This window comes from Shewanella sp. 125m-1 (assembly GCF_052977065.1).
In genome coordinates this window covers 105,187-128,681 of the sequence record NZ_JBRILT010000006.1, presented here as the reverse complement: position 1 = coordinate 128,681, position 23,495 = coordinate 105,187, and the positions used below count along the sequence as shown (strand labels likewise).

20 protein-coding genes are annotated in these 23,495 nt (G+C 43.7%); 9 read left to right on the top strand and 11 right to left on the bottom strand.

Translation table 11 applies throughout. From position 1 onward, the window contains the following. Positions 1–129: 129 nt before the first annotated feature. A complete protein-coding gene (locus ACVBIK_RS05070) occupies positions 130–1,458 on the top strand; it encodes a hypothetical protein (RefSeq protein WP_447160215.1) in 1,329 nt (442 codons plus the stop codon). A 521-nt stretch (positions 1,459–1,979) separates the two neighbouring features. Here ACVBIK_RS05070 and ACVBIK_RS05065 read toward each other — a convergent pair. Further along, positions 1,980–2,411, bottom strand: coding sequence for a hypothetical protein (locus ACVBIK_RS05065; RefSeq protein WP_447160217.1), 432 nt, complete (start codon positions 2,409–2,411; stop codon positions 1,980–1,982). Between the two features lie 580 nt (positions 2,412–2,991). Then, positions 2,992–3,651, bottom strand: a complete 660-nt coding sequence (gene rpiA / locus ACVBIK_RS05060; protein ID WP_447160218.1) for a ribose-5-phosphate isomerase RpiA — start codon at positions 3,649–3,651, stop codon at positions 2,992–2,994. A 282-nt stretch (positions 3,652–3,933) separates the two neighbouring features. On the opposite strand from rpiA, the gene ACVBIK_RS05055 reads away from it, so the two are divergent. Next, a complete protein-coding gene (locus ACVBIK_RS05055; protein ID WP_447163226.1) occupies positions 3,934–4,878 on the top strand; it encodes a DUF808 domain-containing protein in 945 nt (314 codons plus the stop codon). 68 nt (positions 4,879–4,946) lie between these two features. Beyond that, entirely contained in the window at positions 4,947–6,098 is a 1,152-nt protein-coding gene (locus ACVBIK_RS05050) for an endonuclease/exonuclease/phosphatase family protein (RefSeq protein ID WP_447169221.1), read from the top strand. 306 nt (positions 6,099–6,404) lie between these two features. Here the strand turns inward: ACVBIK_RS05050 and ACVBIK_RS05045 are convergent, their stop codons facing one another. Next, positions 6,405–6,905, bottom strand: a complete 501-nt coding sequence (locus ACVBIK_RS05045; RefSeq protein ID WP_447169220.1) for a toxin-antitoxin system YwqK family antitoxin — start codon at positions 6,903–6,905, stop codon at positions 6,405–6,407. Between the two features lie 208 nt (positions 6,906–7,113). Here ACVBIK_RS05045 and ACVBIK_RS05040 point away from each other — a divergent pair, with 208 nt between their 5' ends. Both ACVBIK_RS05040 and ACVBIK_RS05035 read left to right on the top strand, forming a co-directional pair. Further along, entirely contained in the window at positions 7,114–8,877 is a 1,764-nt protein-coding gene (locus ACVBIK_RS05040) for an alkaline phosphatase D family protein (RefSeq protein WP_447169219.1), read from the top strand. Positions 8,878–9,368: 491 nt separating this feature from the next. Continuing rightward, a complete protein-coding gene (locus ACVBIK_RS05035; protein WP_447160223.1) occupies positions 9,369–9,929 on the top strand; it encodes a phosphoribosyltransferase in 561 nt (186 codons plus the stop codon). A gap of 512 nt (positions 9,930–10,441) precedes the next feature. On the opposite strand, the gene ACVBIK_RS05030 is transcribed toward ACVBIK_RS05035, so the two are convergent. The 5 genes from ACVBIK_RS05030 to ACVBIK_RS05010 form a co-directional block, all read right to left on the bottom strand. Next, the gene (locus ACVBIK_RS05030; RefSeq protein WP_439267534.1) at positions 10,442–10,654 is read right to left on the bottom strand and encodes a hypothetical protein; all 213 of its coding nucleotides are present in this window, start codon (positions 10,652–10,654) and stop codon (positions 10,442–10,444) included. A gap of 190 nt (positions 10,655–10,844) precedes the next feature. Next, the gene (pepN, locus tag ACVBIK_RS05025) at positions 10,845–13,487 is read right to left on the bottom strand and encodes an aminopeptidase N (RefSeq protein WP_447169218.1); all 2,643 of its coding nucleotides are present in this window, start codon (positions 13,485–13,487) and stop codon (positions 10,845–10,847) included. A 215-nt stretch (positions 13,488–13,702) separates the two neighbouring features. Beyond that, positions 13,703–14,296: a penicillin-binding protein activator LpoB gene (gene lpoB, locus ACVBIK_RS05020; RefSeq protein WP_174208590.1), complete on the bottom strand. Its 594-nt coding sequence runs from the start codon at positions 14,294–14,296 to the stop codon at positions 13,703–13,705. A 23-nt stretch (positions 14,297–14,319) separates the two neighbouring features. Further along, on the bottom strand, positions 14,320–15,687 hold the full coding sequence (locus ACVBIK_RS05015) for a COG3014 family protein (RefSeq protein WP_447160225.1): 1,368 nt from the start codon (positions 15,685–15,687) through the stop codon (positions 14,320–14,322). A gap of 298 nt (positions 15,688–15,985) precedes the next feature. Beyond that, entirely contained in the window at positions 15,986–16,228 is a 243-nt protein-coding gene (locus tag ACVBIK_RS05010) for a SlyX family protein (protein ID WP_447169217.1), read from the bottom strand. 424 nt (positions 16,229–16,652) lie between these two features. On the opposite strand from ACVBIK_RS05010, the gene fkpA reads away from it, so the two are divergent. Next, entirely contained in the window at positions 16,653–17,408 is a 756-nt protein-coding gene (gene fkpA / locus ACVBIK_RS05005) for an FKBP-type peptidyl-prolyl cis-trans isomerase (protein WP_447160227.1), read from the top strand. Between the two features lie 267 nt (positions 17,409–17,675). After that, positions 17,676–18,047, top strand: a complete 372-nt coding sequence (locus ACVBIK_RS05000; RefSeq protein WP_447160228.1) for a YacL family protein — start codon at positions 17,676–17,678, stop codon at positions 18,045–18,047. A 111-nt stretch (positions 18,048–18,158) separates the two neighbouring features. Here the strand turns inward: ACVBIK_RS05000 and ACVBIK_RS04995 are convergent, their stop codons facing one another. Beyond that, positions 18,159–18,788 carry a response regulator gene (locus ACVBIK_RS04995; protein WP_447160229.1) on the bottom strand — a complete coding sequence of 210 codons (630 nt, stop codon included), beginning with the start codon at positions 18,786–18,788 and terminating at the stop codon, positions 18,159–18,161. Positions 18,789–18,883: 95 nt separating this feature from the next. Then, entirely contained in the window at positions 18,884–20,596 is a 1,713-nt protein-coding gene (gene narQ, locus ACVBIK_RS04990) for a nitrate/nitrite two-component system sensor histidine kinase NarQ (RefSeq protein WP_447163209.1), read from the bottom strand. Between the two features lie 243 nt (positions 20,597–20,839). Here narQ and nrfA point away from each other — a divergent pair, with 243 nt between their 5' ends. Then, complete coding sequence (nrfA, locus tag ACVBIK_RS04985; protein WP_447160231.1) at positions 20,840–22,243, top strand: ammonia-forming nitrite reductase cytochrome c552 subunit; 1,404 nt, start codon at positions 20,840–20,842, stop codon at positions 22,241–22,243. 95 nt (positions 22,244–22,338) lie between these two features. On the opposite strand, the gene ACVBIK_RS04980 is transcribed toward nrfA, so the two are convergent. Next, the gene (locus tag ACVBIK_RS04980) at positions 22,339–22,881 is read right to left on the bottom strand and encodes an isochorismatase family protein (RefSeq protein ID WP_447169216.1); all 543 of its coding nucleotides are present in this window, start codon (positions 22,879–22,881) and stop codon (positions 22,339–22,341) included. A 266-nt stretch (positions 22,882–23,147) separates the two neighbouring features. Here ACVBIK_RS04980 and ACVBIK_RS04975 point away from each other — a divergent pair, with 266 nt between their 5' ends. Next, positions 23,148–23,486 (top strand): P-II family nitrogen regulator, encoded by a 339-nt coding sequence (locus ACVBIK_RS04975; RefSeq protein ID WP_447160233.1) that lies wholly within the window; start codon positions 23,148–23,150, stop codon positions 23,484–23,486. Positions 23,487–23,495 lie beyond the last annotated feature (9 nt).

Sequence of the window (23,495 nt, the reverse complement as noted above, 5' to 3'; positions counted from 1 at the left end):
ATAAAAATATTCTCTCCATCCTTGGGTATGCTCAGGCCAAGTAAACACTATAAAAATGCTGTTTTCCTATAAACATAATTATAATTTTTTCATGTCAGTGGCTATGGCCAAATTTAATGGAATTGACTAATGAGTGAAGTAATTCAAGGCACACCAAGTGGTGATATTCAAGCGCAACCCCTACACCAACGCGCCAATATGACTAAGGCCGAATGGCAGCAAGCAACCAAGTTTGACAGTGTTGACCTTGGCTGGATAGTGATGAGCATAGGTATGGCTATCGGTGCCGGTATTGTATTTTTACCTGTTCAGGTTGGCGTAATGGGATTATGGGTATTTTTGCTGTCATCTATCATTGGCTACCCAGCAATGTATTTATTCCAAAAGTTATTCATTAATACCTTAGCTGAGTCAAAAAAGTGTACCGATTATCCAGGCGTGATTGAAAACTATCTTGGCAAAAACTGGGGTATTGCATTAGGTGTGCTGTACTTCTTGATGTTGGTTATTTGGGTGCTGGTTTATTCGTTAGCCGTGACTAACGACAGTGCCTCTTACCTGCATTCATTTGGCGTAACAGAGGGCAAGCTAAGTGACAATGTATTCTACGGTTTAGGCTTAATCTGCGTACTAGCCTTTATCGGCTCAAAAGGCGAAAAGCTGCTATTTAAACTGTCAGGTTTTATGGCGGTGACCGTGCTGACACTGGTGGCGGTAATGGCTGTGTTACTGATGGCTCGTTGGGATATGGCGAATATTCCAAGCATGGGTGAGTTTGGCCCAATGCTGAAAAATGCCATTATTACCCTGCCATTTACCTTAACCTCTATTCTGTTTATCCAGTCGTTAAGCCCAATGGTGATCTCATATCGCTCACACGAAAAATCGATTGAGGTCGCACGTTACAAGGCTGAGCGCGCAATGAAAATTGCTTTCTCTATTCTGTTTGTCGTGGTGTTCTTCTTTGCGATATCGTTTACCTTTGCCATTAGCCAAGCGCAAGCAACTGAGGCGATGAATCAAAATATCTCAGCACTGGCGATTATTGCGCAGTACTTCCCTGGGTCATGGGCGACAGTGACCGGTATTGTGATTAACATCTTTGCGGTGGTTACGTCATTCTTTGGTGTGTTCTTAGCGTTCCAAGAGGCTTGCCGCGGTTTAGCGATGAACGTGCTACTGCGTAGCCGTAAAGAGTCACAGATTAATAAAGAGCTAGTGAATAAATTAATCACTGTGTTCATTATTTTACTGGCTTGGTCTGCAATTGCGTTAAACGCGCCAATCCTTTCATTCACCTCTATTTGTAGCCCAATTTTTGGTTTGGTGGGTTGTTTAATTCCGGCTTACTTGGTGTACAAGGTGCCACACTTGAACAAATATAAGGGCTGGGCAACTAACCTGATTATTGTGACGGGTGTTTTGTTGTGTATCTCACCGTTGTTGGCATTTATGTAATTGATTTGGTAAATCACGGATTAATGATTTAATTTAATTATTTAAGGCTGAGTTAGACTGCGTCTAACAACTAAAGTCGTGGGATTCCATCCCACACCCGGGCAAGGAGGACTGCTCGTCCTTATCCTCCTTGCATCCACCATGACGCCCCGACGAAGTTACATGCGTTGAATACGGGCCTCATACTCCAATAAAAATCGCCTAACGGCTCAGATGGGACATCCATGTCCCCCCGAGCCTGAACCATCATCCATGATGGTTCTACGGCATTTTCATCTGCGTACTTCGGCAACTTCGATGGGGAGTTGTGGCATCTATAAGTTCTGCATTACGCCGAGGTCATCACTAAATTAGTGGCTATAAAAAGCACATGATGTTGTATGGGCTGGCTTGAGTCGCAACAGCTTGTTAATGGAGTCAGAGGGCTAAATTGCACACGCTTAACAACGCGGCTTTACCATCTAATAGAGCAAGCTTTTAGCTTGCTCAGATAAAATCTAATATCTCTCGCGGCGAATAGGTTAGAGCAGCTTGCGCCATACTTCGTATTCTTTGATGCCTTCTACTTCGCCTTCATGGTGCCAGTAGGTGACTGTTTTGCCATTCTCTTCACGGGTTTCTAGCCAGCCTTTAAAGTGGTAGTTTTTACCGTGGTGTTTGGCGCGAGTGCCGGTTTTTACCGCTTCGGTGTAGTTGTCGCCATCGACTATGAAATCACCTGCTAGGTAACCTAGAAACACGCCGTCTTCGGTGTTGGTTAGCGAGAAGATATCGCCCTTGATTGATTTGACTGCGACTAAAGTGCTGTTGTCGGCTTTGAGAATGGTGCCATCTGGTTTTTTGTATTCACCCTCAACAAAATACCAATTACCTTCATAGGTGTGGGCTGACACTTGTGTCGATGTAAATGCTGTTGCTAGGACGATACTGAGCCCAATAATAATCTGCTTCACTGTTTACTCCTTTAAGTGATTTCTTTAAATAAAATCTTCCGTGTTGCTCTCTTTGTAAGAGACTGTTCTAACCTATCACTGTTCGTTGCAGGCGAACAATAAAGTGTTGGAATGATATATGACTACTTTGAGTTAATCGGGTAAATAGGATGATATATCACGCTTTTATTGCCGCTGAAATGCGACAATAGTCCCACTCTAATTTTCTATCCATTCTTGTAAATTTTCTTTGCAACCCTCAACAGCTACCCATGCTACGCTTTCATTTAAAGGCTATGCGCTTGCTGATTTTTCGTTTTTTTATGGTGTTTAACGAGTATTTTGTCCAAATAAAAGCGATGAGCTTGGCGCTGATTTGGACCGGATTACTGCTGTGCTCACTTGAGGCGTTACCGGCTCTAAGGCATAAATACCGAGCCAAGCGCCATGCAGGCTAGCTAATAGAGTTGCGATTGATGTCGGTTTAAGAATGAAAAAAGCCACTCAATCGAGTGGCTTTAAACTGGGCTGCATGTCTGGAACATTAATATCGTTGATATTAATGTTCCAAGTATTGATGCCTCAGGTATTAATATAACCGTTAGTAAGTAACGGTTTTAACGCCCTCAGGGGTGCCGACTAGCAATACGTCTGCAGGGCGCTTAGCGAATAGACCGTTAGTGACAACACCAACAATACCGTCGATTTGCTGTTCTAACTCAGTTGGCTTCATGATCTTCATGTTGTACACATCTAAGATGATGTTACCGTTATCGGTCACACAGCCTTCGCGGTAAACAGGATCGCCGCCAAGCTTAACAATTTGGCGAGCCACGTATGAACGTGCCATAGGTATCACTTCGACTGGCAGTGGAAACTCACCTAAGATACTAACTTGCTTAGTGTTATCAACAATGCAGATAAACTTTTCAGCAACTGCAGCTACAATTTTCTCACGAGTCAGCGCAGCGCCACCGCCTTTGATCATGTGCATTTGGCTGTTGATTTCGTCGGCACCGTCAACGTATACAGATAGCTCATTAACACTGTTAAGATCAAAAACCTCAATGCCTAAGGCTTTCATTTTCTCTGTTGATGCTTCAGAGCTTGATACCGCACCTTGGATATCATACTTCATGGTGGCGAGTGCATCGATAAAGTGATTAACCGTTGAGCCAGTACCTACACCAACAATACTGTCTTTCTCTACATACTGTAGTGCTGCCCATCCGGCGGCTTTTTTCATTTCATCTTGAGTCATTATGAAATCCCTTGTTAAAGAAAATGTTAAAGAAAAGGTTAAAAATATTGCTGATAGTATACTCGTTTAAGCCACTGAACGTGCCTGAAATTTACTTTAAAAGTGACGCATAATTGGTAAGGCGTTTATTTGCCGTGGATAAAACGGCAGTTTTCGATGCAGTTAACAGTTTATTGTCATGAGCTTATTCACAATAGCCGCTATAGTATGAGTGTGATTTAGATTGGTATTAGACGGAATTTTGGCATTCTTGGAGTGTCTTGGGTAATTAAAGGAGTCGATATGGCAGGGGCGAGTTTATTAACCTTGTTAGATGATATCGCGACGATTTTAGATGATGTCGCCGCAATGAGTAAAATTGCAGCCCGCAAAACGGCTGGTGTGCTTGGTGATGACCTGGCACTAAATGCACAGCAGGTGACAGGCGTGAGTGCCGACCGGGAGCTACCGGTTGTTTGGGCTGTGGCAGTCGGCTCGTTTAAAAACAAGTGTATCTTAGTGCCAGCGGCGATGCTGATCAGTGCGTTTATTCCGTGGGCTGTTACTCCGCTGCTAATGTTTGGCGGTCTGTACCTTTGCTATGAAGGTTTCGAAAAAATTTACCACAGCTATCACGCCAAAAAACACCATCAAATAGATGAAGCCGAGGCAAGTGCAGAGGAGATTGTCGATCTCAAGGAATATGAAGCCAATAAGGTTAAGGGGGCGATACGCACTGACTTTGTGTTATCTGCCGAAATTATTGCGATTACTTTAGGTATTGTGGCCGAAAAGAGTCTAAGTACGCAGTTTTTCACCTTGAGCTTTATCGCGATAGTTATGACCATTGGGGTTTATGGTTTAGTGGCTGGGATTGTTAAGCTCGATGATGCGGGGCTTTATTTAAGTCAGCGTCCTGGCGAGGGGGTATGGGCACGCTTTAAGCGTCGCTTTGGCATGATGTTATTAAATTCAGCGCCTTATCTGATGAAGACCTTATCGGTTGTCGGCACTATTGCCATGTTTATGGTGGGCGGCGGGATCTTAACCCACGGCTGGCATTGGGTGGGTGGGCAGATCACTCATGCGGCGCAGTGGATCGCGGCTTTTGAATTTGTAGGACCTGTGGTTGCCTTCATCACACCAAGTATTTTAAACGCGATTTTTGGTGTCATCGCTGGTGCGTTAGCGGTATTGCTGATGGAACTGTTTATGAAGCTAAAAGGCGATAAAAAAACCGTTAAATAGAGGGTGTCTCAGATAAATAACGTAATTTTTAGGTACAAAACCCAATGTCAAAGAGTAGGTCAAGTAATATGAGTAACAGGCTCAAACTCGCCAGCTTTAACCTGTTTAATTATATTGAGCCACCTTTGGCTTATTACGATTTTGAGAATATCTATAGCAAAGAACAATGGCATAAAAAGCAGGGCTGGTTAGCTGAGTTTTTAGCGCAGCATCAGCCCGATATTATTGGCTTGCAAGAGGTGTTTTCGGCTCAAGCCTTGGCTGAGCAGATGCGAGCTGTGGGCTATGCGCATTTTGCCACAGTGGGTGAACCAACCGTGATTGACGATTATATTTGCCGCGATCCGGTTGTCGCTCTTGCCTCAAAATATCCTTTCACAGAAGTGACCGCGATTGAAGCTGAGCCTGAGTATATTCATGCGCTTGGGCTAAACCCTAACTTTGCGTTTAGCCGTAAACCCCTTCGCGCGACAGTGCAGTTGCCGCAGATTGGCCTTTGCGACATTTACGTGGTGCACTTTAAATCTAAGCGCCCGCACCTGGATGAATTGCCCCAGCCAAAATTTTCAGAACCAAAACTTTCAGAACCAAAACTTTCAGAACCTAAGCTTTCACTGCAGAAGGCTGGCTCTAGCGCACCTTTGGTTAACTTTGGTGAGTTATTAGGGCGTAACAGTCTAGGTCAGTGGGCATCGAGCATTCAGCGAGGCAGTGAAGCAGCGTTACTGTTGCATGCCATGCTACAAAGACGGATTGAGACCAATCAGTCAATGGTGTTAATGGGCGATTTTAATGAAGAGCTCACAAGCTCGGTATTATCGCCATTAACTAACCGCGAACTACGTTTTGAAAAAGAGGGGCTGGGCGAGCTAGCGAATTTCCCGCTGACGGATGCTTACAAACTGTTTCAACAAGGTTTGCAGGATCTATTTGGCGTGGAGACTGCAGATAAAAGTCTTGTTGACGTTGCGGTAGAGGAAGAGTTAATGCTGGCTAAAGCACGGGCATCGAGAGCGCCGACTCATTACTACGGCGCTACAGGTAATGTGCTGGATTACATATTACTTTCGGCAGACTTTGACCCAAGCTTTGATAATAGTGTTGCCGAAGTTTGTGACTATCACACCGAAGACAGGCACTTAGTGAACCCAAGCTTTGAGCGTGATAGCCAAAGTAGCGACCACGCGCCGGTTATTTGCACCTTACGCATTAGGCGCTAATGCTAAAGCTGGCTTTGTAGAGATGTTATACCAATCAGTATAAGAAGTTGATCTACTCAGAGCGGTTTTTGGCAAACTAATTCAAGGCGAATAGCTGTAAGAATGGCTATTCCCTTGTAAAGCTGTTCAACGCTGAAGTAGGCAGCCAAAAACGCTCCAGAATGGCGAGTTTTAGCGGCTCAGCTGCAGCGACTCTTAATGAACAAGAGGGAGCTAAACCCTAGTTCAACTATGCTCTTCACTCGTTGCCTTGCATCAGAACCGCTAAATTCTCGCTGAGCGACCAAATCTTTATACTTATTGGTATTATTCTATCCACTGACCGTCTTTATAGACTCGTGTTTCTTTGAGCGTTCCATCTTCATTAAAATATGTCCACTGTCCAGTAGGTCGGTCATTTTTGTGAAAAGATTCACGAGCTAAGGCGCCACTTTCATAATAAAGCAGCCATTTCCCGACTGCTTCGCCCGCCTCAAATTGGCCTTGTTCTTCTACTGTGCCATCTTCATAAAACTTGGTTATGATCCCATGCGGTTTGCCATCTTTAAAGTGTTCGGTTCTTGTTACTCTGGCATAGATGTCATAGCTTATGACTTCTCCTTGGAGTAGACCGTCGATAAGGTAACCTTTAGCCCTAACTCTTTGCTGGCTGTCCTTATCTAAAAATATCCCAGTATAGAGAGCGTCTTGATAGTAGATAACACCACCTCTTTGCTCTAACTCGTCAAAGATCACGCTTTGCTCTGTGCTGCTACAGCCGCTAAGTAACGTAATTAATACTGCCAATACTGAAATAGCCCTACACATTATCCTTTGTTCCTTTTAGGTGGAAGACCACTAAATTTTTTTTGATGCTTTGCTGACAGCAATAACCTGCCGATTAAATTAATTGATATTTAACAATCGGTTTACATCTTTGTCTTCTTCGTGTCATGGTGGTGCTTTAGCATTCCATCTGATTAGACCTCGTACCACATAAGTAGAACTAGAACGTAATATTAAAGGAATAATAACAATGAAACGACCTGTTACTCGTAGAGATTTTTTAGCCATGTCTGCTAAAGGTGTGGGCGCTGCAGTTGTATCTTATGGCCTGATGGGCTGTAGCAGCGATGATGACAATGACATCTATGCCGAGTTTCTCCATGGCCTTGCTAGTGGCGATCCTAGCCATGATGCGGTGATACTTTGGACCCGCGTTACGCCAGAAAGTGATGGTGACATTAAGGTGTCGTGGGAGGTGGCGACCGATGCCGCATTTACCCAGTTAGTGAGTAATGGCGAAACCATCACTAACAGCGATAGAGACTATACGGTTAAGGTTGACGCCATGGGGCTCGAGGCTGGTACTCAGTATTTTTACCGCTTTAAAACCGGCAATAAAACTTCACAAGCAGGAATGACTAAAACCTTACCACAGGGCGCTATCGATAGTGCTAAGTTTGCCGTGGTGTCTTGCGCCAACTTCCCAGCTGGTTATTTTAATGTCTACGAGATGGCTTCAAGAATGGATGATCTTGATGCGGTTATTCATCTTGGCGATTACATTTACGAGTATGCCCGTGGTGAATATGCTAGCGAGCGCGCAGTGTCATTAGGACGCGAAGTCTTACCTGAAGGCGAGCTTATGAGTCTGTCTGACTATCGCACTCGTTATGGCCAATACCGTAGTGATATTAGCTTGCAAAAGCTGCATGGTAAAACGCCGTTTATTACGGTGTGGGATGACCATGAAGTGGCGAATGATAGCTGGCGTGACGGCGCTGAAAATCACAATGATGGCGAAGGGGATTTCGATGCGCGCAAAGAGGCGGCACTGCAAGCCTATTTCGAGTGGCTGCCTATTCGTCCGTGGCGAGAAGGCAATCATGAAGAGATCTACCGCTCATTCCAGTTTGGCGACTTAGTCGATTTACATATGCTAGATACGCGCCTGATAGGCCGTGATAAACCGCTCGATTACGTTGAATATATGAATGGTGCTGGTGGCTTAGATAGCGCACGCTTTATGGCAGATATCACAGATACAAATCGAACTATGCTAGGCCAAGAACAGCAGGCTTGGTTGCAAACGGCGCTACTGACGTCGACGGCCACATGGCAGGTCTTGGGGCAACAGGTATTGATGGGGAAGATGATGCTACCTGCGGCGATTGCGACTCAGCAGTTGTCTATTCCTGAGTTTGGTCAGTTAGCCGCATTAGCCCAGTTTGCAGCCAGAAAAGCGGCGGGCGATCCGACTCTGACTGAAGATGAGTTGAAGTACTTAGCCTTTTACGGCGATAAGTTAACGCCGCAGGCGATGGCACTGTTACAGCTGCCATCAATCCCTTATAACCTCGATGCATGGGATGGCTACGCTTACGAGCGTGAAGTGATTTTGGCAACGGCTAAGTCACAAGCCAAAAACCTAGTGGTGATAGCTGGTGATACTCATAATGCCTGGGCGAATGAGCTAAAAGATGCAGCTGGAGATGGTGTGGGGGTTGAGTTCGCGACGAGTTCTGTATCTTCACCTGGGCTTGAGTATTACCTTGGCATCGATGCTAAAGATATTCCGGCAACAGAGGCGGCCATTGTCAATTTGGTTGATAACCTTGCTTATGCGAATCTAATGAATCGAGGCTTAATGACCCTGACCTTTACTCATGAAGAGGTGCGTAGCGATTGGCGTTATGTGGATACGATTTATACTCGCGACTTTACAGAAGACACCGAGCGAAACTTCTCTATGGTAACGAAAGCCGGTAGCCATACACTTGAAATGGCCAAAGCTTAAAACAGCTATGCTTAAGCGTTATCCTTAGCTTTCATTTACAGATGGTTTCGATTTAGCTGTATTCGATGAACAAAACTGATGAACAAAACAAAGCCGCCTTTTAAGGTGGCTTTATTTTTTAGTGATAACGACATAAGTTTTTCGGCTTTTTTGCAGCAATACAGATTAATTTAGTATAAAATTTGCCTCCAAAATCCGGTGGGTGCTTAGACTTTGAGCGGTTAATTCGTTTTGACGATTAACAGGCCCCATTCCAGATCTTGGAATAGATGTCATCACCTGCCTTTTTGTACTAATCAGCTAAACTACTTTTGATCTATTCTTATTGGATGACTGTGAGTTAGTGGAAATACACTATTTAAATTAACTCATTGTTTTTATAATCTAATTTGTAACTCTCCTCGTCAGAGTGTTGCTGTAAATAGATCAATTGATGTTATGAAAGGTATAAGACCTAATTTAGATATTAATAACAAGATGGGGACGGTCAGATGTCAGAGAAATGCTTTATTACTGCGCAAGAGTTGCTAGAAGATTCTTTTCGCTTAGCGGCACAAGTTTACGAGAGTGGCTTCCGTCCACAGTTCATCGTGGGTATTTGGCGTGGTGGTGCTCCAATCGGTATTGCGGTGCAAGAGTTTTTCGATTTCAAGGAAGTTGAAACTGACCATATTGCTGTACGTACTTCATCTTACTATGGCATTAATAAGCAGAGTAAGCAGATCAAGGTGCACGGCCTACATTACATTGTAGAAAACGCTAATGCCGGTGATGGCCTATTGATTGTTGATGATGTGTTTGATTCGGGTCGTAGTATCCATGCACTAATGGAAAACTTGAGCGACCTTATGCGCTTAAATATGCCAAAAGATGTGCGTATTGCCTGCCCATACTATAAGCCTCAAAATACCGCCGTACCTTTAAAGCCTGACTACTTCATTCATGAGTCAGATGAATGGTTGGTATTCCCGCATGAAGTCTCTGGTCTGTCGGCAGAAGAACTTGCCGAAGGCAAGGGTGACTTAAAGAACATTAAACACCTATTCGTTTAAGCTTGTTTCAGTGTCAGTTCACTAGAGCTTGAGCAGGACTGAACTGAGCTGCATTAGCTTGAATAAGTAGTAAAAAGCCACCGACAGGTGGCTTTGTTATTTTAAAAGAAGGACCTAGATCCTAGGGCGCTTCGCTGCGAGGACGGGCTTCGCCCTGCTAGGTACAGCAAAAGCCAAGCTGTTATCTTTTGCTTTGCCGTTTTTCCCATTTTTTACTTTCCTAGCACCTAGCACCTAGCACGCTTTGCGTTGAGAGTGGACTTCGTCCTGCTATAAAATCAAAAGAGGGTATTGTGTTTTTTAATGTAGGTTGGGCTTTAGCCCATCAAAGATGACGGCATAAATGCCGACCTACATTATAAAAAAGGCCCTAGGAAAGCAGGTTCTAGGAGTAAAAAAGGGCAAAAGTGTTACTCGCTGAGCTGGATAGATGGCTTTTTTGTTTTTCCTGCTTATCCCGTCTTAGCATTTTCCTAGGACCTAGGACCTGATTCTCCTGCCTTTCTTAGCATCTAAAGCTTATCTATCTCATCTTTAAGTTGATAAGACTTATCGGTGACAATCTTTTCTAGGGTGACAACTCGCTCTTTAAGCTCGATAAGTTCGGCTTTAACGTTCGTTAATTCATCGAGTTCGACCCGCCCTTTATTTTTGTTGTATTCCTTAAATGCGGCGAAAGAAAAAACACCTATAATAGCTAGCGCGGCAACCGTAAAGGGCCCCATATGTCGCTCCTTGATGAGTAATAGTGCAACTCAATTATAGTGCTAAAAGAGGACTTAGTATGATTTGGACTTTGGAAGAGCAGGTCCTAGGTATAGCAGCCATCAGCGTTACATCTTAGCCTTGGATTTCGTTTTGGCTTTTCCGGCTTTTATCGTCTTATACTGATTGGTCTTAGCTTTCCCTAGAACCTTATTTCCCGTCCAACGCTAACTTAGTTTTGATCCGTAAACAGGTTTGTTCTTGCTGCACCGCATCTTTTAATGCCCGCACAGCGAGCGCCGACAGTGACGTTTCAGACTCGATAATCTGCTTTAATGTGACAACATTGCCGTAGCTACAATCTTGTGGGATCAGTGTCTCGCTATAGCTTCGCATAAACACTGGGCCTTTATTTACGTCGAGCTTTATAAGTGCGCTTAAGCGCTGCTCTGCGGTCGTGGCGCTAAGGCGTTTCTGCTCACTTGGATATAGGTTTTGCATAACGGTGCGCACCTTAGCAAAAGGCAGGTTGGTAACACCTTGCGTGCGGCTTAACCATAGCTGCTTGCTCCCCGGTTCTGGACGAATGACCTCTGCGGCGATTGCCGATTTTTGGCCGCTATCAGAGTTATCGGCAGAGCGTTCTTTGTTGAGCCAATAGCCTGCGTTACGGTGCCCATAGCGATTGAGGTGGATGACCATTTTCCAGCGAAGATCTTGGTCTATCTTTATGCCTTTAATATTAGCGGTTTGCTTTAATAGTGAATCGATATGATTTAAGGCACTGTTGCTGCGGCTAAATTCGATGTAGGTATCAAGCCAGCGCCGCTGAATATCATGATTGCCTGTATTGACCATCACTTTACGCAGACTCATCTGTTCAATCGCTCGTATGGCCATCTTGGCGTAGTGCTGGTGGCTAGGCTCCATTTTATCAAGATAAACTCGGGTATCAGACAGACTTGTTAACACTTGATCTAAGATGATCAGGTCGCGTTCGCCGGGTAAGTTGATGAGCACAGTGCCCATGTAGTCTTTTAGCGATAAGTCGCCGTTTTCAACACTGTCCCATAGGCTTTGCCACAACATGGATCGAAGTAATGGGTCATCTACGGATGATAAGTTCGTGCGCGCAGTGTTAAATGATGTTTTATCAAGACTGACTTTGACAAAGCCCCAGTCTTGATAGTTGGGATAAACTAGAGCTGGGCAGTGCAGGCCGATGACCTGTTTAACCTCTGTGGTTTCACCGCTGTAGATCACGGGAACACTAATGTTGTGGTGTAAGCGGTCTCGGCCCTGGGTAAATAGACCAAGCAGCACTTTTTGCTCTCTTAAGGTGGGTAATCCACTCGGAGCCGTTTGTTTTAGGCTAAAACGGCTAATGCGGCCATTGTTGCAGCTAAACTCAGCTTGCAGGGTGTTGACTCCCGCATGATTCAACCAATCTTGGCTCCATTGGCTAAGATCGCGTTTAGCGGCCAGCTCAAGGCTGGTAATAAAGTCTTTTAACTCAGCATTTTGATAGCTGAACTGAGTTAAGTAATGTTGAACCCCTTGTTGGAACGTTTTTTCCCCTAACAAGTAGTTGAGCTGCTTAAGCGTCGATGCGCCTTTGGAGTAGGTGATAGCGTCGATATTATCGAAGGCGTTTTGGCTCGATGCAACGGGCACTTCTATAGGGTGGGTGCTGGCAGAGCTATCTTGATGATAAGCACTCTGTTTGTTTTTGGCGTAAAAGCTGCGCCAGGCATGGCTAAATTCTGTGGCTTGGCTGGTGGCAAGTGTCCCCATAAATGAGGCAAAGCTTTCATTTAGCCATAAACCGTTCCACCATTTCATGGTGACCAGATTACCAAACCATTGATGGGCCATTTCGTGCATGATCACGCTAGCTAGCCGTTGTTGTTGCACGCGGCTCATTTCACCATCGGTGAGAAAACGACTTTCACTAAAGGTAATTGCTGCGGCGTTTTCCATTGCACCATAAAGAAAATCTGGCACTAAAACTTGATCGTATTTTTTAAATGGATACGGGATCCCAAAGTAGTTATCAAAGAAAGTGAGTCCCTGCTGGGTATAGGTAAACCAGCCTTTTTCATCAACTTGTTTGGCCACTGATTGTCGAGCAAATAAGCGCAGTGGATACTTGCCTGAGTTATCTTGCCATTCGTGATAAGGGCCTGCGTGCATGGAGAAGTTATAGGGGCTAAGTTTAGGAGACTCTGGAAATAGCCAGCGGCGCAGCTTTCCTTGGTCGCTAACTGAGGTTTCTCTCATCGCACTGATCACCGTCCACTCTTTTGGAGCTGTCACCGCTAAGGTGTAACGGGCTTTAAGATCGGGCTGGTCGAAAACGGCAAACATCTGCTGCGCAGCAGCGGGCTCAAAATGAGAATAGAGGTAGACCTGACCATCGACAGGGTCGACAAAGCGGTGCAGGCCTTCGCCATTACTGCTGTAATCTCGCGTGAATGCCACTTCAATGGTGTTGCTACCGCTGTTGAGTAAGCGTGGATTTAGGCTGATGTAGCTGTTGTTATAGTTGGGGTAGACCTTAGTACCATTAATAATGAAGCTGTTAATGGTTGCTTGGTTGAGATCTAAGCTCAGCGGTTGATCTGTATCGCTAAGCTCAAAACTAACTTTGCTTGTAGCGCTAAAGCTTTGCTGATCGGTTAAGGTGAAATCGAGATCATAATGCACATCAGATATGACAGCAGAGCGCTGCGCAGCAACCTCTTGGCTGATATAGGGCGTATTATCCCGCGGGATATTGACTTGTTTACTGCTGGCATTTCCGGCAATCACAGAACAAAATAAAGCGGTTAAACCGATATGCAGCAACTTCAAAACAGCATCCTTAATATCAAAGCTAATGAGCCTTAGCGTTTATTATTTTTTAAATAGAGTCTCTGCTGGTGACGCAATTGCAGTCTAATCCTAGCAGCAAGGCCATAAGTTACCTTATTTCTAGTTAGCGAAGAAGTATTAACGCGCTTCAATTTTTGCCAATAAAAAGCCAGCGTAATGCTGGCTTATTTATGACGAGAAAATTCGTTAAAGAATTATAGTCCTAAGAAAGACTTAGACTTAACCTTACGAATTTCTTTTTCGTCAGACCATTCGATAAGACCCGTTTCCAAGTCCATTAAACGCATGGTCATCTTGTAGTAAACATCTTTAGTGCTACCATCTTGCTTCACGATGCTAGATAGGTTGCCGTATAGCATGTACTGAGCACCAATTTGACGACCGAAGTTAATCGCAGTCGATGGATCAACCATGCCTGAATTGTTTTGGTAGTCTAGCTGCTTACGTACTGAGTCCACTTTTGTCATGTCGATAAAGCGGAACTTACCAGAACGAAGTAGCTTATTGCTGATTGAATCGGTAACAGATTCGGTATCGATGTGCTCAGAGGTTTTATTTTTAATTTTATCGACGAAGATGATTGGGCGGTCATTGGCTGTCATGGCAACAACGGGTGGGAAGGTCAGCATGCTATCGACCATCTTAGCGGCGATAGCCTGTAGATCGGTAGAGCCAAAGTTTTCGTTAACGGTTTCCACTTCTGTGGCATCACCGTATTCAACTTTTGATTGGCAGGCTGATAAACCTATTACTGCTGCAAGAATAAAAACGACTTTTAAATGTTTCATAGTAAGTTCCATACAAGTGATTGCTAAATGATTATTGAATAAAAACGGGTGTAATTACCAGTGTCAATTATCCAGACTAAGGTAGTACGTCCGCTCTTAACTTCAATGGGATCAGCCGGATCATTGTCCAGCATTAATGAATATTTTCCTGGTTTTACGTATGCACGAGCTATTTGTGCCTGCTGAGGTAGCGTAAGCCAACTGCGTCTATCGGCTTGCTCTGAAACCACGTTAAAAATCTGCATGGCGATAGAGGCATAATCGATATCATTGTTTCGTTTTTTTGTTTTACTTTCAACGCTCTGCGCCATCTCTGATTTAGCATAGATACGTGCCGCTTGCCTAACGAGGGCTGCCGGTAACTCTTCTTTTAATGCATTGATGGCCAGGGCATCGATATTGGCAATCGGTGCCGTTTTAAGTACTGTGCCTAAGCCTTGGATCTGCCCCGGTCTGACATGTTGTCTATTGGGGTAATAGGTTGCCAACGACGCGGTTTGCCAATTACCGTTAATGGTAAAAGGCACGGTGAAGCTTTGCTTTTCAGGGACGAAACCACGCTCTAGCATGATGATGACCTGGCCTTCGCCTTTCTTAGGCTCTATAGCATCACCCCAACGCTTCTTAAACTCTTCGTACTGCGGCATTGATAACTGTTTGGCTAGCCTGACTAAGTCTTTTTGCAGGTATGGATTGTTAGGCGAGATCTGCGCAGCTTTGCGGTAATCGATATAGGCGTCATTCGGCTCACCTAAAATCTCATGTAACATGCCCGTTGTGTAGTAGCTGTAGGCATTTAAGAATGAGCTGGTGGTTGTGCCTGCGGCCTTGCTGAGCTTGTCCATTTCAGCGTCAATGGTGCCGTTGGCCATAGCTTGCACTGACTTATTCGATTTTTGGTAGCGCTTTTGCTCTTGGCTTTGTAGCTCGTTACTGCGGCGAACTTCGACTAATGCGCCTTGTGGATCGCCAGCAAATAGATAATTAAGGGCCTGATACTGATGCAGCATGATACGTTCGTATCCGGGGCCGCGGTACGGGATAACGTTATCGTTGATTAGTAGGCTGCTGGCAGTGGCGCCTGCGTCACTAAGGCTGAGTTTGGCTTTATCATCGAAAGCTTTATAGGCCGATACGGCTTGCTGGTAGTATTTTTTACTGGCCTCAAAGTTGCCTGCAATCTGTGCACTTCGTCCAGCCTCCTGCGCATAGAGGAGTCCATCGGCACCATTAGTTTCAGATTCGACTATTTTGGCTGCATTTTGCGGCGTCGGCGAGTTTAGCTGAGCCTTAACTGGGGCAATTTGAGAAGGGTAATTAATAAAGATACTGTTAAACGCGCAGCCACTTAGACTGAGCATTATTGTAGCCAGCAGTAGCAAACGTCTCATTCTCGGTTCTCTTTGATTTGCGTTAGTTGCATCGCCTTCCTTGAGTGCTAACAGTGTTAGGCCGACAGGCTCTTAGCCTTATTGGATCAGCCGAGTGTTTCAATTCATTATAGGTTGATAAAAGTTTACTCAAGAGTGTATCTATAAAAACTTACAATATTTCATGGTTATATCAAGGCTTTTATAGCGTTTGAAAGCTGAACGTAACATGAATACTGTAAACCTATGCGTAAATAGTACTCGATATCTTGTACTATTTACGCTTTGATTAACACGACTCATTATAAAGGTGTGGCGGTTAATAGTGAGGTGGTGGTGTTTCGTCTGCTTGACTTGCCATATTGCTCGGCTCAACCGACTGAAATTTGCTGATTAAGAGCTTAAGTTGCTCTTGTTGTATGGCAAGTGCTTGGTTCAGTTTGATAACTTGCTGATCTAGCTCTTCAATGGTGCCATCTTGAAACGCAATCTTCATTTCTAATTCTTCGACACGGCTTTCTAAATTATCCAAATTGACCTCTGATGGATAGGGTGAGCTCATTATGTGAGTGCACCGCTTAATGGAACATAAGGATCAATGGGCGATCCTATTGGTGAGTATGAGTATACAACGCCTGCCTAGGTTTATGGAAACTCGCTTTTTAAAAGCACTAGGCGCAAAGTCAATAATAGTCAGCAAGCTGAATGAAAGCTGATAAAAGCGTGTTTAGTATGGCAAAGTGAATGAACTCACGCTGATTTCTGTTGTCTGTTAGATGACTAATAAGATAATCATTGCTAAGTTAGTAGGTCAAAACCGTAATCATCGCTACTGTCATAATATGTATTGAAAAAGTACGTTTAATTTCAGTTGATAAGCATTTGATTAATCAGATTGGAATAACCTATTTAACTAGTATAAAGTGGTTCGCCTAAATAAAAGTATTAGGTTTGTGTAACCACGTGTAAATGCTGAGGAAGCTTTCATGAAATCGATTTATAAATATTCACTAGTGGCTTTGGCCGTAGTTGGTCTAACTGCTTGTAATCAAGAGCAAGCAGCTGCGACAGCTCCTGTAGAATTAAAAACTGAAGCGCAAAAAGAAGCTTACAGCGTTGGTGCGTCTATTGGTACTTACATGGCAGGTCACATTAAAGAGCAAGAAGAGCTTGGTCTAAATGTGGATAGAAGTCTAATCGTTACTGGTTTTAGCGAAGGCCTGAACGACGAGTTAAAGCTGACTCAAGAAGAGATGCAAACAATTTTGCAAACGCTTGACGAGAAGCTAAATGAAAAGCGTCAAGCACAAGCGCTAGTATTGGCTGAGAAAGCGTCAGCTGAAAGCCAAGCTTTTCTCGATGCGAACAAGGCTAAAGAAGGCGTTGTGACGACAGACTCTGGTCTACAGTACGAAGTGATCACTGAAGGTACGGGTGACAAGCCTGTTGCTGAAGATACTGTTAAAGTTCACTACGTGGGCACATTGACTGACGGCACTGAATTCGATAGCTCTGTTGCACGTGGCGAGCCAGCTACTTTCCCACTGAACCGCGTTATTCCAGGTTGGACTGAAGGCGTTCAGTTGATGCCTGTGGGTTCTAAGTACAAGTTTGTTATCCCTGCAAATCTTGCTTATGGCGATCGTGATACCGGTACTATCCCTGCAAATTCAACACTGGTATTTGAAGTTGAACTGCTAGATATCGAAAAGGCGGCTCCAGCTGCTGAACATGCACACTAATTTGTAGGTTATTGCTATCGACTCCTTTATATCGGGGGAGGTAACGCTAATCTCAGCAAATTTAAAAAGGACGCAGATGCGTCCTTTTTTACGTCTGCAATTGTCTACTTCTGCGTTGAATAGACTCACAAGGGGATAACCATTGTGTCATCTATTTGCCTTGAATTAGTTTGCCAAATTCACTCTGAGTAGATCAGTTTCTTATGCTGATTGGTATAAGTGCGTTAAAATGAACACTGAGAGTGATTTTTAATTTTGAGCCAAGTTATGGAATACGAATTTTTACGCAATACTATTACTGACACGGTGTTTGCCCGTTTTAGTATGGATCATGAAGCGGTAGGTTTTTGGTTATCGGAAGAGCTTGCCGATAATAGGCCGTTGTATGTTGAGATCTGCCAGCAAATCGAGCGATTGCAAAACGGTCAGGGCAATGAATGGCGTTTGCTAGGTAAAGCGCTATCGCTTGAGCTTGATACTGAGCAGGCAAGAATATTTGCTAATGATATTGAAGATAACGAAGATCAAGAACTCGATGAGTCGATGTCATTTTATGACGGAGAGTCCGAAGCGTTTTGTGGTTTAGAGGACTTTTATGAGGTCCTTGTCAGCTGGCGTCATTTCTTAGACGAAAAATGATTGCCGATCTTCAGATTTATTTCTGAACAAATAAATCCAAAAAAGCAGCCTTTGGCTGCTTTTTTGATCTAAAACTCTATCATAATACTGATTTGTATTGTCTAAGCAGGATCACTGATTGAGATAGCGTACTGCCATTTCTGTACGTGATTTCGCATTGGCTTTGCGCAGTAAGTTTTTCACATGCACTTTTACTGTGCCTTCGCTAATATGAAGTTGTTCGGCAACGATACGGTTGCTTTGACCTTCAGCGAGATGCTGCAAAATTTCAAGTTCTCTAGGTGTTAAATTTTCAATCCATTCCTGTTCATTGACCGAAGTATTTAACTCCGATAGATAGTCTTGAACATTATCGCTTATCACACGGTGGCCAAGCATGGCATTTTTGAGCATATCAAGCAGTAAGTCTGGCTCGGTATCTTTTAATAAATAGCCGTCTGCGCCAGCGCGCATTAAACGGATCACATCTTGTTTTGCATCGGATACGGTTAAAATAACGATACGTGAAGTGACGCCCTCTTGCCTTAAAGCGTTCAGTGTATCTAAGCCTGTCATGCCTTTCATATTAAGATCGAGCAATATAATATCGGGCTCATTATCACTAACCGCTGATAATGCATCTAGGCCACTTCCCGCTTCACCAAATAAGGTAAAGTCTGAGTCCGAAGTGACAAGTTGACAGATCCCACGCCGTAGTAGTGGGTGATCATCAATAACTAGAACTGAATAGGGTTTGCCCATCTTTAGGCCTCCTGCTGAGGTATGTGAGACTAAGTAAAACAGCTAATAAAATCATGCTATTACCTTAAAAAAGCAAGCGGGAATAGCGATTATCGTTATTCAGCTGGCTCCTGTTGGGGAGAGAAGCTAAGGGTCACTGTGGCCCCACCTTTTTTATTCTGGCTAAATTCTACCACACCCGACAAGCGACTGGCGCGTTCGTGCATAATTCCTAAGCCAAAATGTTGATCCCTTTCTTTTAATTTTTCAATGCCTACGCCGTCATCACTGATGCTGATCACGACTTTTTTATCGGAAATTGTTTGGCAGCTAATATGTATGTGCTTCGCACTTGCATGTTTTATTGCATTTAATGTCGCTTCACGGGTGAGCTGCAAAATATGAATATGTTGGTGGGCACCTAAGAGCTGTGCGGGTAACTTGTAGTCTAGCGTAATATTGGCATTGGACTGACCACGTAGCTGTTCTATCATCGCTTCCATAGCATGGCCTAAATTAGGGTCTTTAATGGTTAGACGGAACGTAGACAATAATTCTCGTAATTGCACGTATGCGGTATTAACACCTTCGTTTATCTCTTGTAACTGCTCGGCAGCTCGTGGGCTTTTTGAAGTTTTATCTAGCTCTTTAGAAAGCAGATTCACTTGAATTTTTAAGAAAGATAACAATTGACCCAAAGAGTCGTGTAGCTCTCTGGCAATGACGCCGCGCTCTTCCATCAAGGCCAGTTGCTGACGTTGTTCACCCGCATTGTAGATCACCATTGAACGCGCAAGCATGATGGCAAAGTTATTAAACAGAGGAAAAGAGAAGGCGTTAGAGGAAACGACTTCAAGGTAACCTAAGTTGTTGTTTTCAAATTTAACCGGAAATTGTTTGCTGTTTTCGCTATGCAGTGGCCAATCTGTTGTGCTTTCAGCTGCAATAATATCGACTACATCAGCGTCTTGAACTAGAACAAGGCGTAAGCGTATGCCTTTTTCATGCGCCTGAAGTTGATTGAGCGCTTGGGTCAAAGTGTAACTATCGAGTTTACTCGAGTGCAGCATCACTAACGTATCGTAAAGTAAGGTTAGCTCATTGTTGGCACGAGTTAAGGCTATGGTCTTTTCTTGGACTTGCTCTTCGAGTCCTTGATATACACTGGCTAATTTTTTTACGGTTGAGTCTAGCGCGCTGCTTAATGCACTTAATTCTAGGTACTCTGTTTTAGGCATCTCTACATTAAAATCACCTTGTGAAATAGTATCGGCGGCTTGCATTAATTGTTGCAGCGGTTTAACAACTTTGCGTTTGGCAATTCTGACCGTAATAAAGGCAATCAGTAACATTAAGCCCAATCCACCTATCTGGCTGATGGCCAAAATTTTGAGCTTGAGTGCCGCGTATTGTTCGGTTTCGAGTACAAATAAATCAATCGTATCGACAAAGTCTTTAAGCGATTCCGCATAGAGGCGAGAATTTTCTGTTTCTATGTAGTAACGCATCACTTGCCATTTATCGATAACCGTAAGGTATTTGTTTTTAAGATCTTGAGGGGTATACCAGGTAAGTGAGCGCTTAAGAGCCTGAGAATTTAATGTATTTTCAAACTCTTTAATTTTTTCATTAGCCGCTTCGCTACCTGAATTGGCGTAGAACATTAAGCGATAACTCTGCATTCTAAGTGAACCTGAAGCGTTTATAGCTCTAGCATCCCCAAGGCTATAAGACAGGTTGATAATCGCAAAAATAGCCAGTCCACTCGACAGCAAAATTAGCGTTAACATGAAGCCCCAAATCGCTGAAGTGAGTCTGCCTTTTTTCATTTATAAAATCTCATCGTTATGGTATTCGAGTTATTCATTGGTAGCGGTTCTACATTAGTGGTTACTTGATTACATTAACAAAAATGCAAAAGTGTGAGCAACAACACGTTCACAATTTGATCTAACGCAAACTTCACCACGGATACCCCCTTAGGGGTATGTCTTTGTTAACTGGAAGTGATTAAGTTCGACCTAGAAATAGGTGGGACTATATAAATATTATAAAAGTAACATGGAGATGAGATGGTGAAAACATTAACTAAAAAGTCTTTTGCACTGAGTGCAATCGTAGCAGCAAGCCTAATGGCGGGCAGTGCATTCGCAAGTGATAAAACTGAGCCGCGTAACGAAGTTTATAAAGATAAATTTTCTAACCAATATAAAACTTGGCATGACACATCTGAAAGTGTAGAAATTATTGATGCACTTGAGCAAGATCCAAATCTAGTGATTCTTTGGGCGGGTTATGGTTTTGCTAAAGATTATAACAAAGCTCGTGGTCACGTTTACGCAGTGACAGATTTACGTAACACACTACGTTCTGGTGCACCAAAGACTGCTGAAGATGGTCCAATGCCAATGGCATGTTGGTCTTGTAAGAGCCCAGATGTACCTCGCATGATCGAAGAGCAAGGTGAAGACGGTTACTTTAAAGGTAAGTGGTCTAAAGGCGGTCCAGAAATCGTTAACTCTATCGGCTGTTCTGATTGTCACGAAAAAGGCAAGTCTAAGCTACGCATCTCTCGTCCATTCGCTGAGCGCGGTATGGAAGCAATTGGCACACCATTCGATGAAGCTTCTCGTAAAGACAAGCAATCAATGGTTTGTGGTCAGTGTCACGTAGAGTACTACTTCGAAAAAACTGCTGATAAGAAAGGTTTTGTTAAGTTCCCATGGGACAAGGGCACAACTGTAGAAGATATGGAAGCATACTATGATGCTATCGATTTCGCAGATTGGACTCACGCCATTTCTAAGACGCCAATGCTAAAAGCACAGCACCCAGGTTATGAAACTTGGCAGCTAGGTATGCACGGTAAAAACAACGTAAGTTGTACTGACTGTCACATGCCTAAAGTTAAGAATGCTGAAGGTCGTAAGTTTACCGATCACAAAGTGGGTAACCCGTTCGATCGTTTCGAAGAAACGTGTGGTACTTGTCATGATCAAAGCAAAGAGTTCATGGTTAACCTAGATAACGAGCGTAAAGCGAAGGTTAAGCAGATCCAACTTCAAGCTGAAGAGCAGTTAGTTAAAGCTCACTTCGAAGCTGGTGCAGCTTGGGAAGCCGGCGCAACAGAAGCTGAAATGGCTCCAATCTTATTGGATATCCGTCACGGTCAATGGCGCTGGGATTATGCAATCGCCTCTCATGGTGTAGCATCTCATGCTCCAGATGAAGCGCTACGTGTACTAGGTACTGCACTAAACAAAGCTGCTGATGCTCGCGTTAAGCTAGCTCAACTACTTGCTAAGAAAGGCGTACCACAGCCTATCGCTCTTCCAGATATCTCTACTAAAGCTAAGGCGCAAGCGGCTCTAGGTATGGATATGGATAAGATGAATGCTGATAAAGCTGAATTCAAGAAGACTGTGCTACCTAAGTGGGATGCAGAAGCTGAAAAGCGTGAAGCGACTTACAAATAAGTCTACTGACACTGACACTATATAGTGCTTATAAGTTAAGTGTCTAGAATAAGTCTTTAGCATAGAAGCCCTCTTCGGAGGGCTTTTTTTGGCTTTTACTTTATGAGTTTAAGCAAGGCTTTAAAACGATCGCCATTAGCTTGATGTTGTAACTCAAACAGTAGTGACTCAACATTGGTCTGCATTGCACCATAACTTAACATCACCTCTAATCCGCTTACCTTATTACTCTCTTCTCTTGACGACATCGCATCAGTTACAAGATGAGCATGGTAGCCGTGATCTAACAGATCTCTGCAGGTCTGGTAAACACACACGTGAGTTTCAATACCCGCTAAGATAACCTGCTTACGCTCCATCGAGCTGAGCTTTTCTCTAAATGTATCAGCTTGCCAACCACTAAAATGATCCTTGACGATAGGTTCTGTGGTTTTTGCCAGCGCCAGGGCTAGGTTTTCACTTGTCCGTCCTAACTTCTGTGGTATTTGTTCGAGCCACAAAATTGGAATATCAAATAGCTGTATCCCCTTAATTAATATCTCTAGCTTACGATGCAGTTGCTCACTTTGGTGCATAACCCGTGCGAGTTGACCTTGTACATCGACCACAACCAATACACATTCTTCTGCTTTTAGCATCTTAGGCTTCTCTATTTTGCAAGGGGAGTTAATTGTTCAGTAAAGCGGATCTGTTTGGTTTATCCAATTAGAAATAGGTCTAATCTGGCTCGATATTGCTGCTTTATCTTTGTGCAGCCCCTGCATGCTTGCACTTGTTTGGTGCGTTAATATGCAGTGTTAATTGCGCGTAAAATCTTATCTTGTTGAATTTAAATGGTTAATAACTTTGGCCTAATGCTTGAATTATGTTTAAGCAAATAGGGAATGTAATTGGGGAGATAACCATGAAATTGGTAAGCGCGATAATTAAGCCATTTAAATTAGACGATGTTAGAGAAGCGATAGCTGAAGTGGGCATTGAGGGGATGACGGTTACAGAGGTAAAAGGTTTTGGTCGTCAAAAAGGCCATACCGAACTGTATCGTGGCGCAGAGTACCAAGTGGATTTTCTACCAAAAGTGAAATTAGAAATTGCCATCAAAGCTGACAGGCTAGAACTGTTACTCGAAGCGATCACTGGCGCAGCGAGAACAGGGAAAATAGGCGATGGCAAAATTTTTGTTACGGATCTTGAGCAAGCTATCCGTATTCGAACTGGCGAAGTTGATAACGAAGCACTGTAAGGGGAAAGC

What these genes read in the sequence shown, in the direction of transcription:
- ACVBIK_RS05070 (WP_447160215.1), top strand. Translation starts at nt 130, where the DNA reads ATGAGTGAAGTAATTCAAGGCACACCAAGTGGTGATATTCAAGCGCAA.
- rpiA (WP_447160218.1), bottom strand. Translation starts at nt 3,651, where the DNA reads ATGACTCAAGATGAAATGAAAAAAGCCGCCGGATGGGCAGCACTACAG.
- ACVBIK_RS05055 (WP_447163226.1), top strand. Translation starts at nt 3,934, where the DNA reads ATGGCAGGGGCGAGTTTATTAACCTTGTTAGATGATATCGCGACGATT.
- ACVBIK_RS05050 (WP_447169221.1), top strand. Translation starts at nt 4,947, where the DNA reads ATGAGTAACAGGCTCAAACTCGCCAGCTTTAACCTGTTTAATTATATT.
- ACVBIK_RS05045 (WP_447169220.1), bottom strand. Translation starts at nt 6,905, where the DNA reads ATGTGTAGGGCTATTTCAGTATTGGCAGTATTAATTACGTTACTTAGC.
- ACVBIK_RS05040 (WP_447169219.1), top strand. Translation starts at nt 7,114, where the DNA reads ATGAAACGACCTGTTACTCGTAGAGATTTTTTAGCCATGTCTGCTAAA.
- ACVBIK_RS05035 (WP_447160223.1), top strand. Translation starts at nt 9,369, where the DNA reads ATGTCAGAGAAATGCTTTATTACTGCGCAAGAGTTGCTAGAAGATTCT.
- ACVBIK_RS05030 (WP_439267534.1), bottom strand. Translation starts at nt 10,654, where the DNA reads ATGGGGCCCTTTACGGTTGCCGCGCTAGCTATTATAGGTGTTTTTTCT.
- lpoB (WP_174208590.1), bottom strand. Translation starts at nt 14,296, where the DNA reads ATGAAACATTTAAAAGTCGTTTTTATTCTTGCAGCAGTAATAGGTTTA.
- ACVBIK_RS05015 (WP_447160225.1), bottom strand. Translation starts at nt 15,687, where the DNA reads ATGAGACGTTTGCTACTGCTGGCTACAATAATGCTCAGTCTAAGTGGC.
- ACVBIK_RS05010 (WP_447169217.1), bottom strand. Translation starts at nt 16,228, where the DNA reads ATGAGCTCACCCTATCCATCAGAGGTCAATTTGGATAATTTAGAAAGC.
- fkpA (WP_447160227.1), top strand. Translation starts at nt 16,653, where the DNA reads ATGAAATCGATTTATAAATATTCACTAGTGGCTTTGGCCGTAGTTGGT.
- ACVBIK_RS05000 (WP_447160228.1), top strand. Translation starts at nt 17,676, where the DNA reads ATGGAATACGAATTTTTACGCAATACTATTACTGACACGGTGTTTGCC.
- ACVBIK_RS04995 (WP_447160229.1), bottom strand. Translation starts at nt 18,788, where the DNA reads ATGGGCAAACCCTATTCAGTTCTAGTTATTGATGATCACCCACTACTA.
- narQ (WP_447163209.1), bottom strand. Translation starts at nt 20,596, where the DNA reads ATGAAAAAAGGCAGACTCACTTCAGCGATTTGGGGCTTCATGTTAACG.
- nrfA (WP_447160231.1), top strand. Translation starts at nt 20,840, where the DNA reads ATGGTGAAAACATTAACTAAAAAGTCTTTTGCACTGAGTGCAATCGTA.
- ACVBIK_RS04980 (WP_447169216.1), bottom strand. Translation starts at nt 22,881, where the DNA reads ATGCTAAAAGCAGAAGAATGTGTATTGGTTGTGGTCGATGTACAAGGT.
- ACVBIK_RS04975 (WP_447160233.1), top strand. Translation starts at nt 23,148, where the DNA reads ATGAAATTGGTAAGCGCGATAATTAAGCCATTTAAATTAGACGATGTT.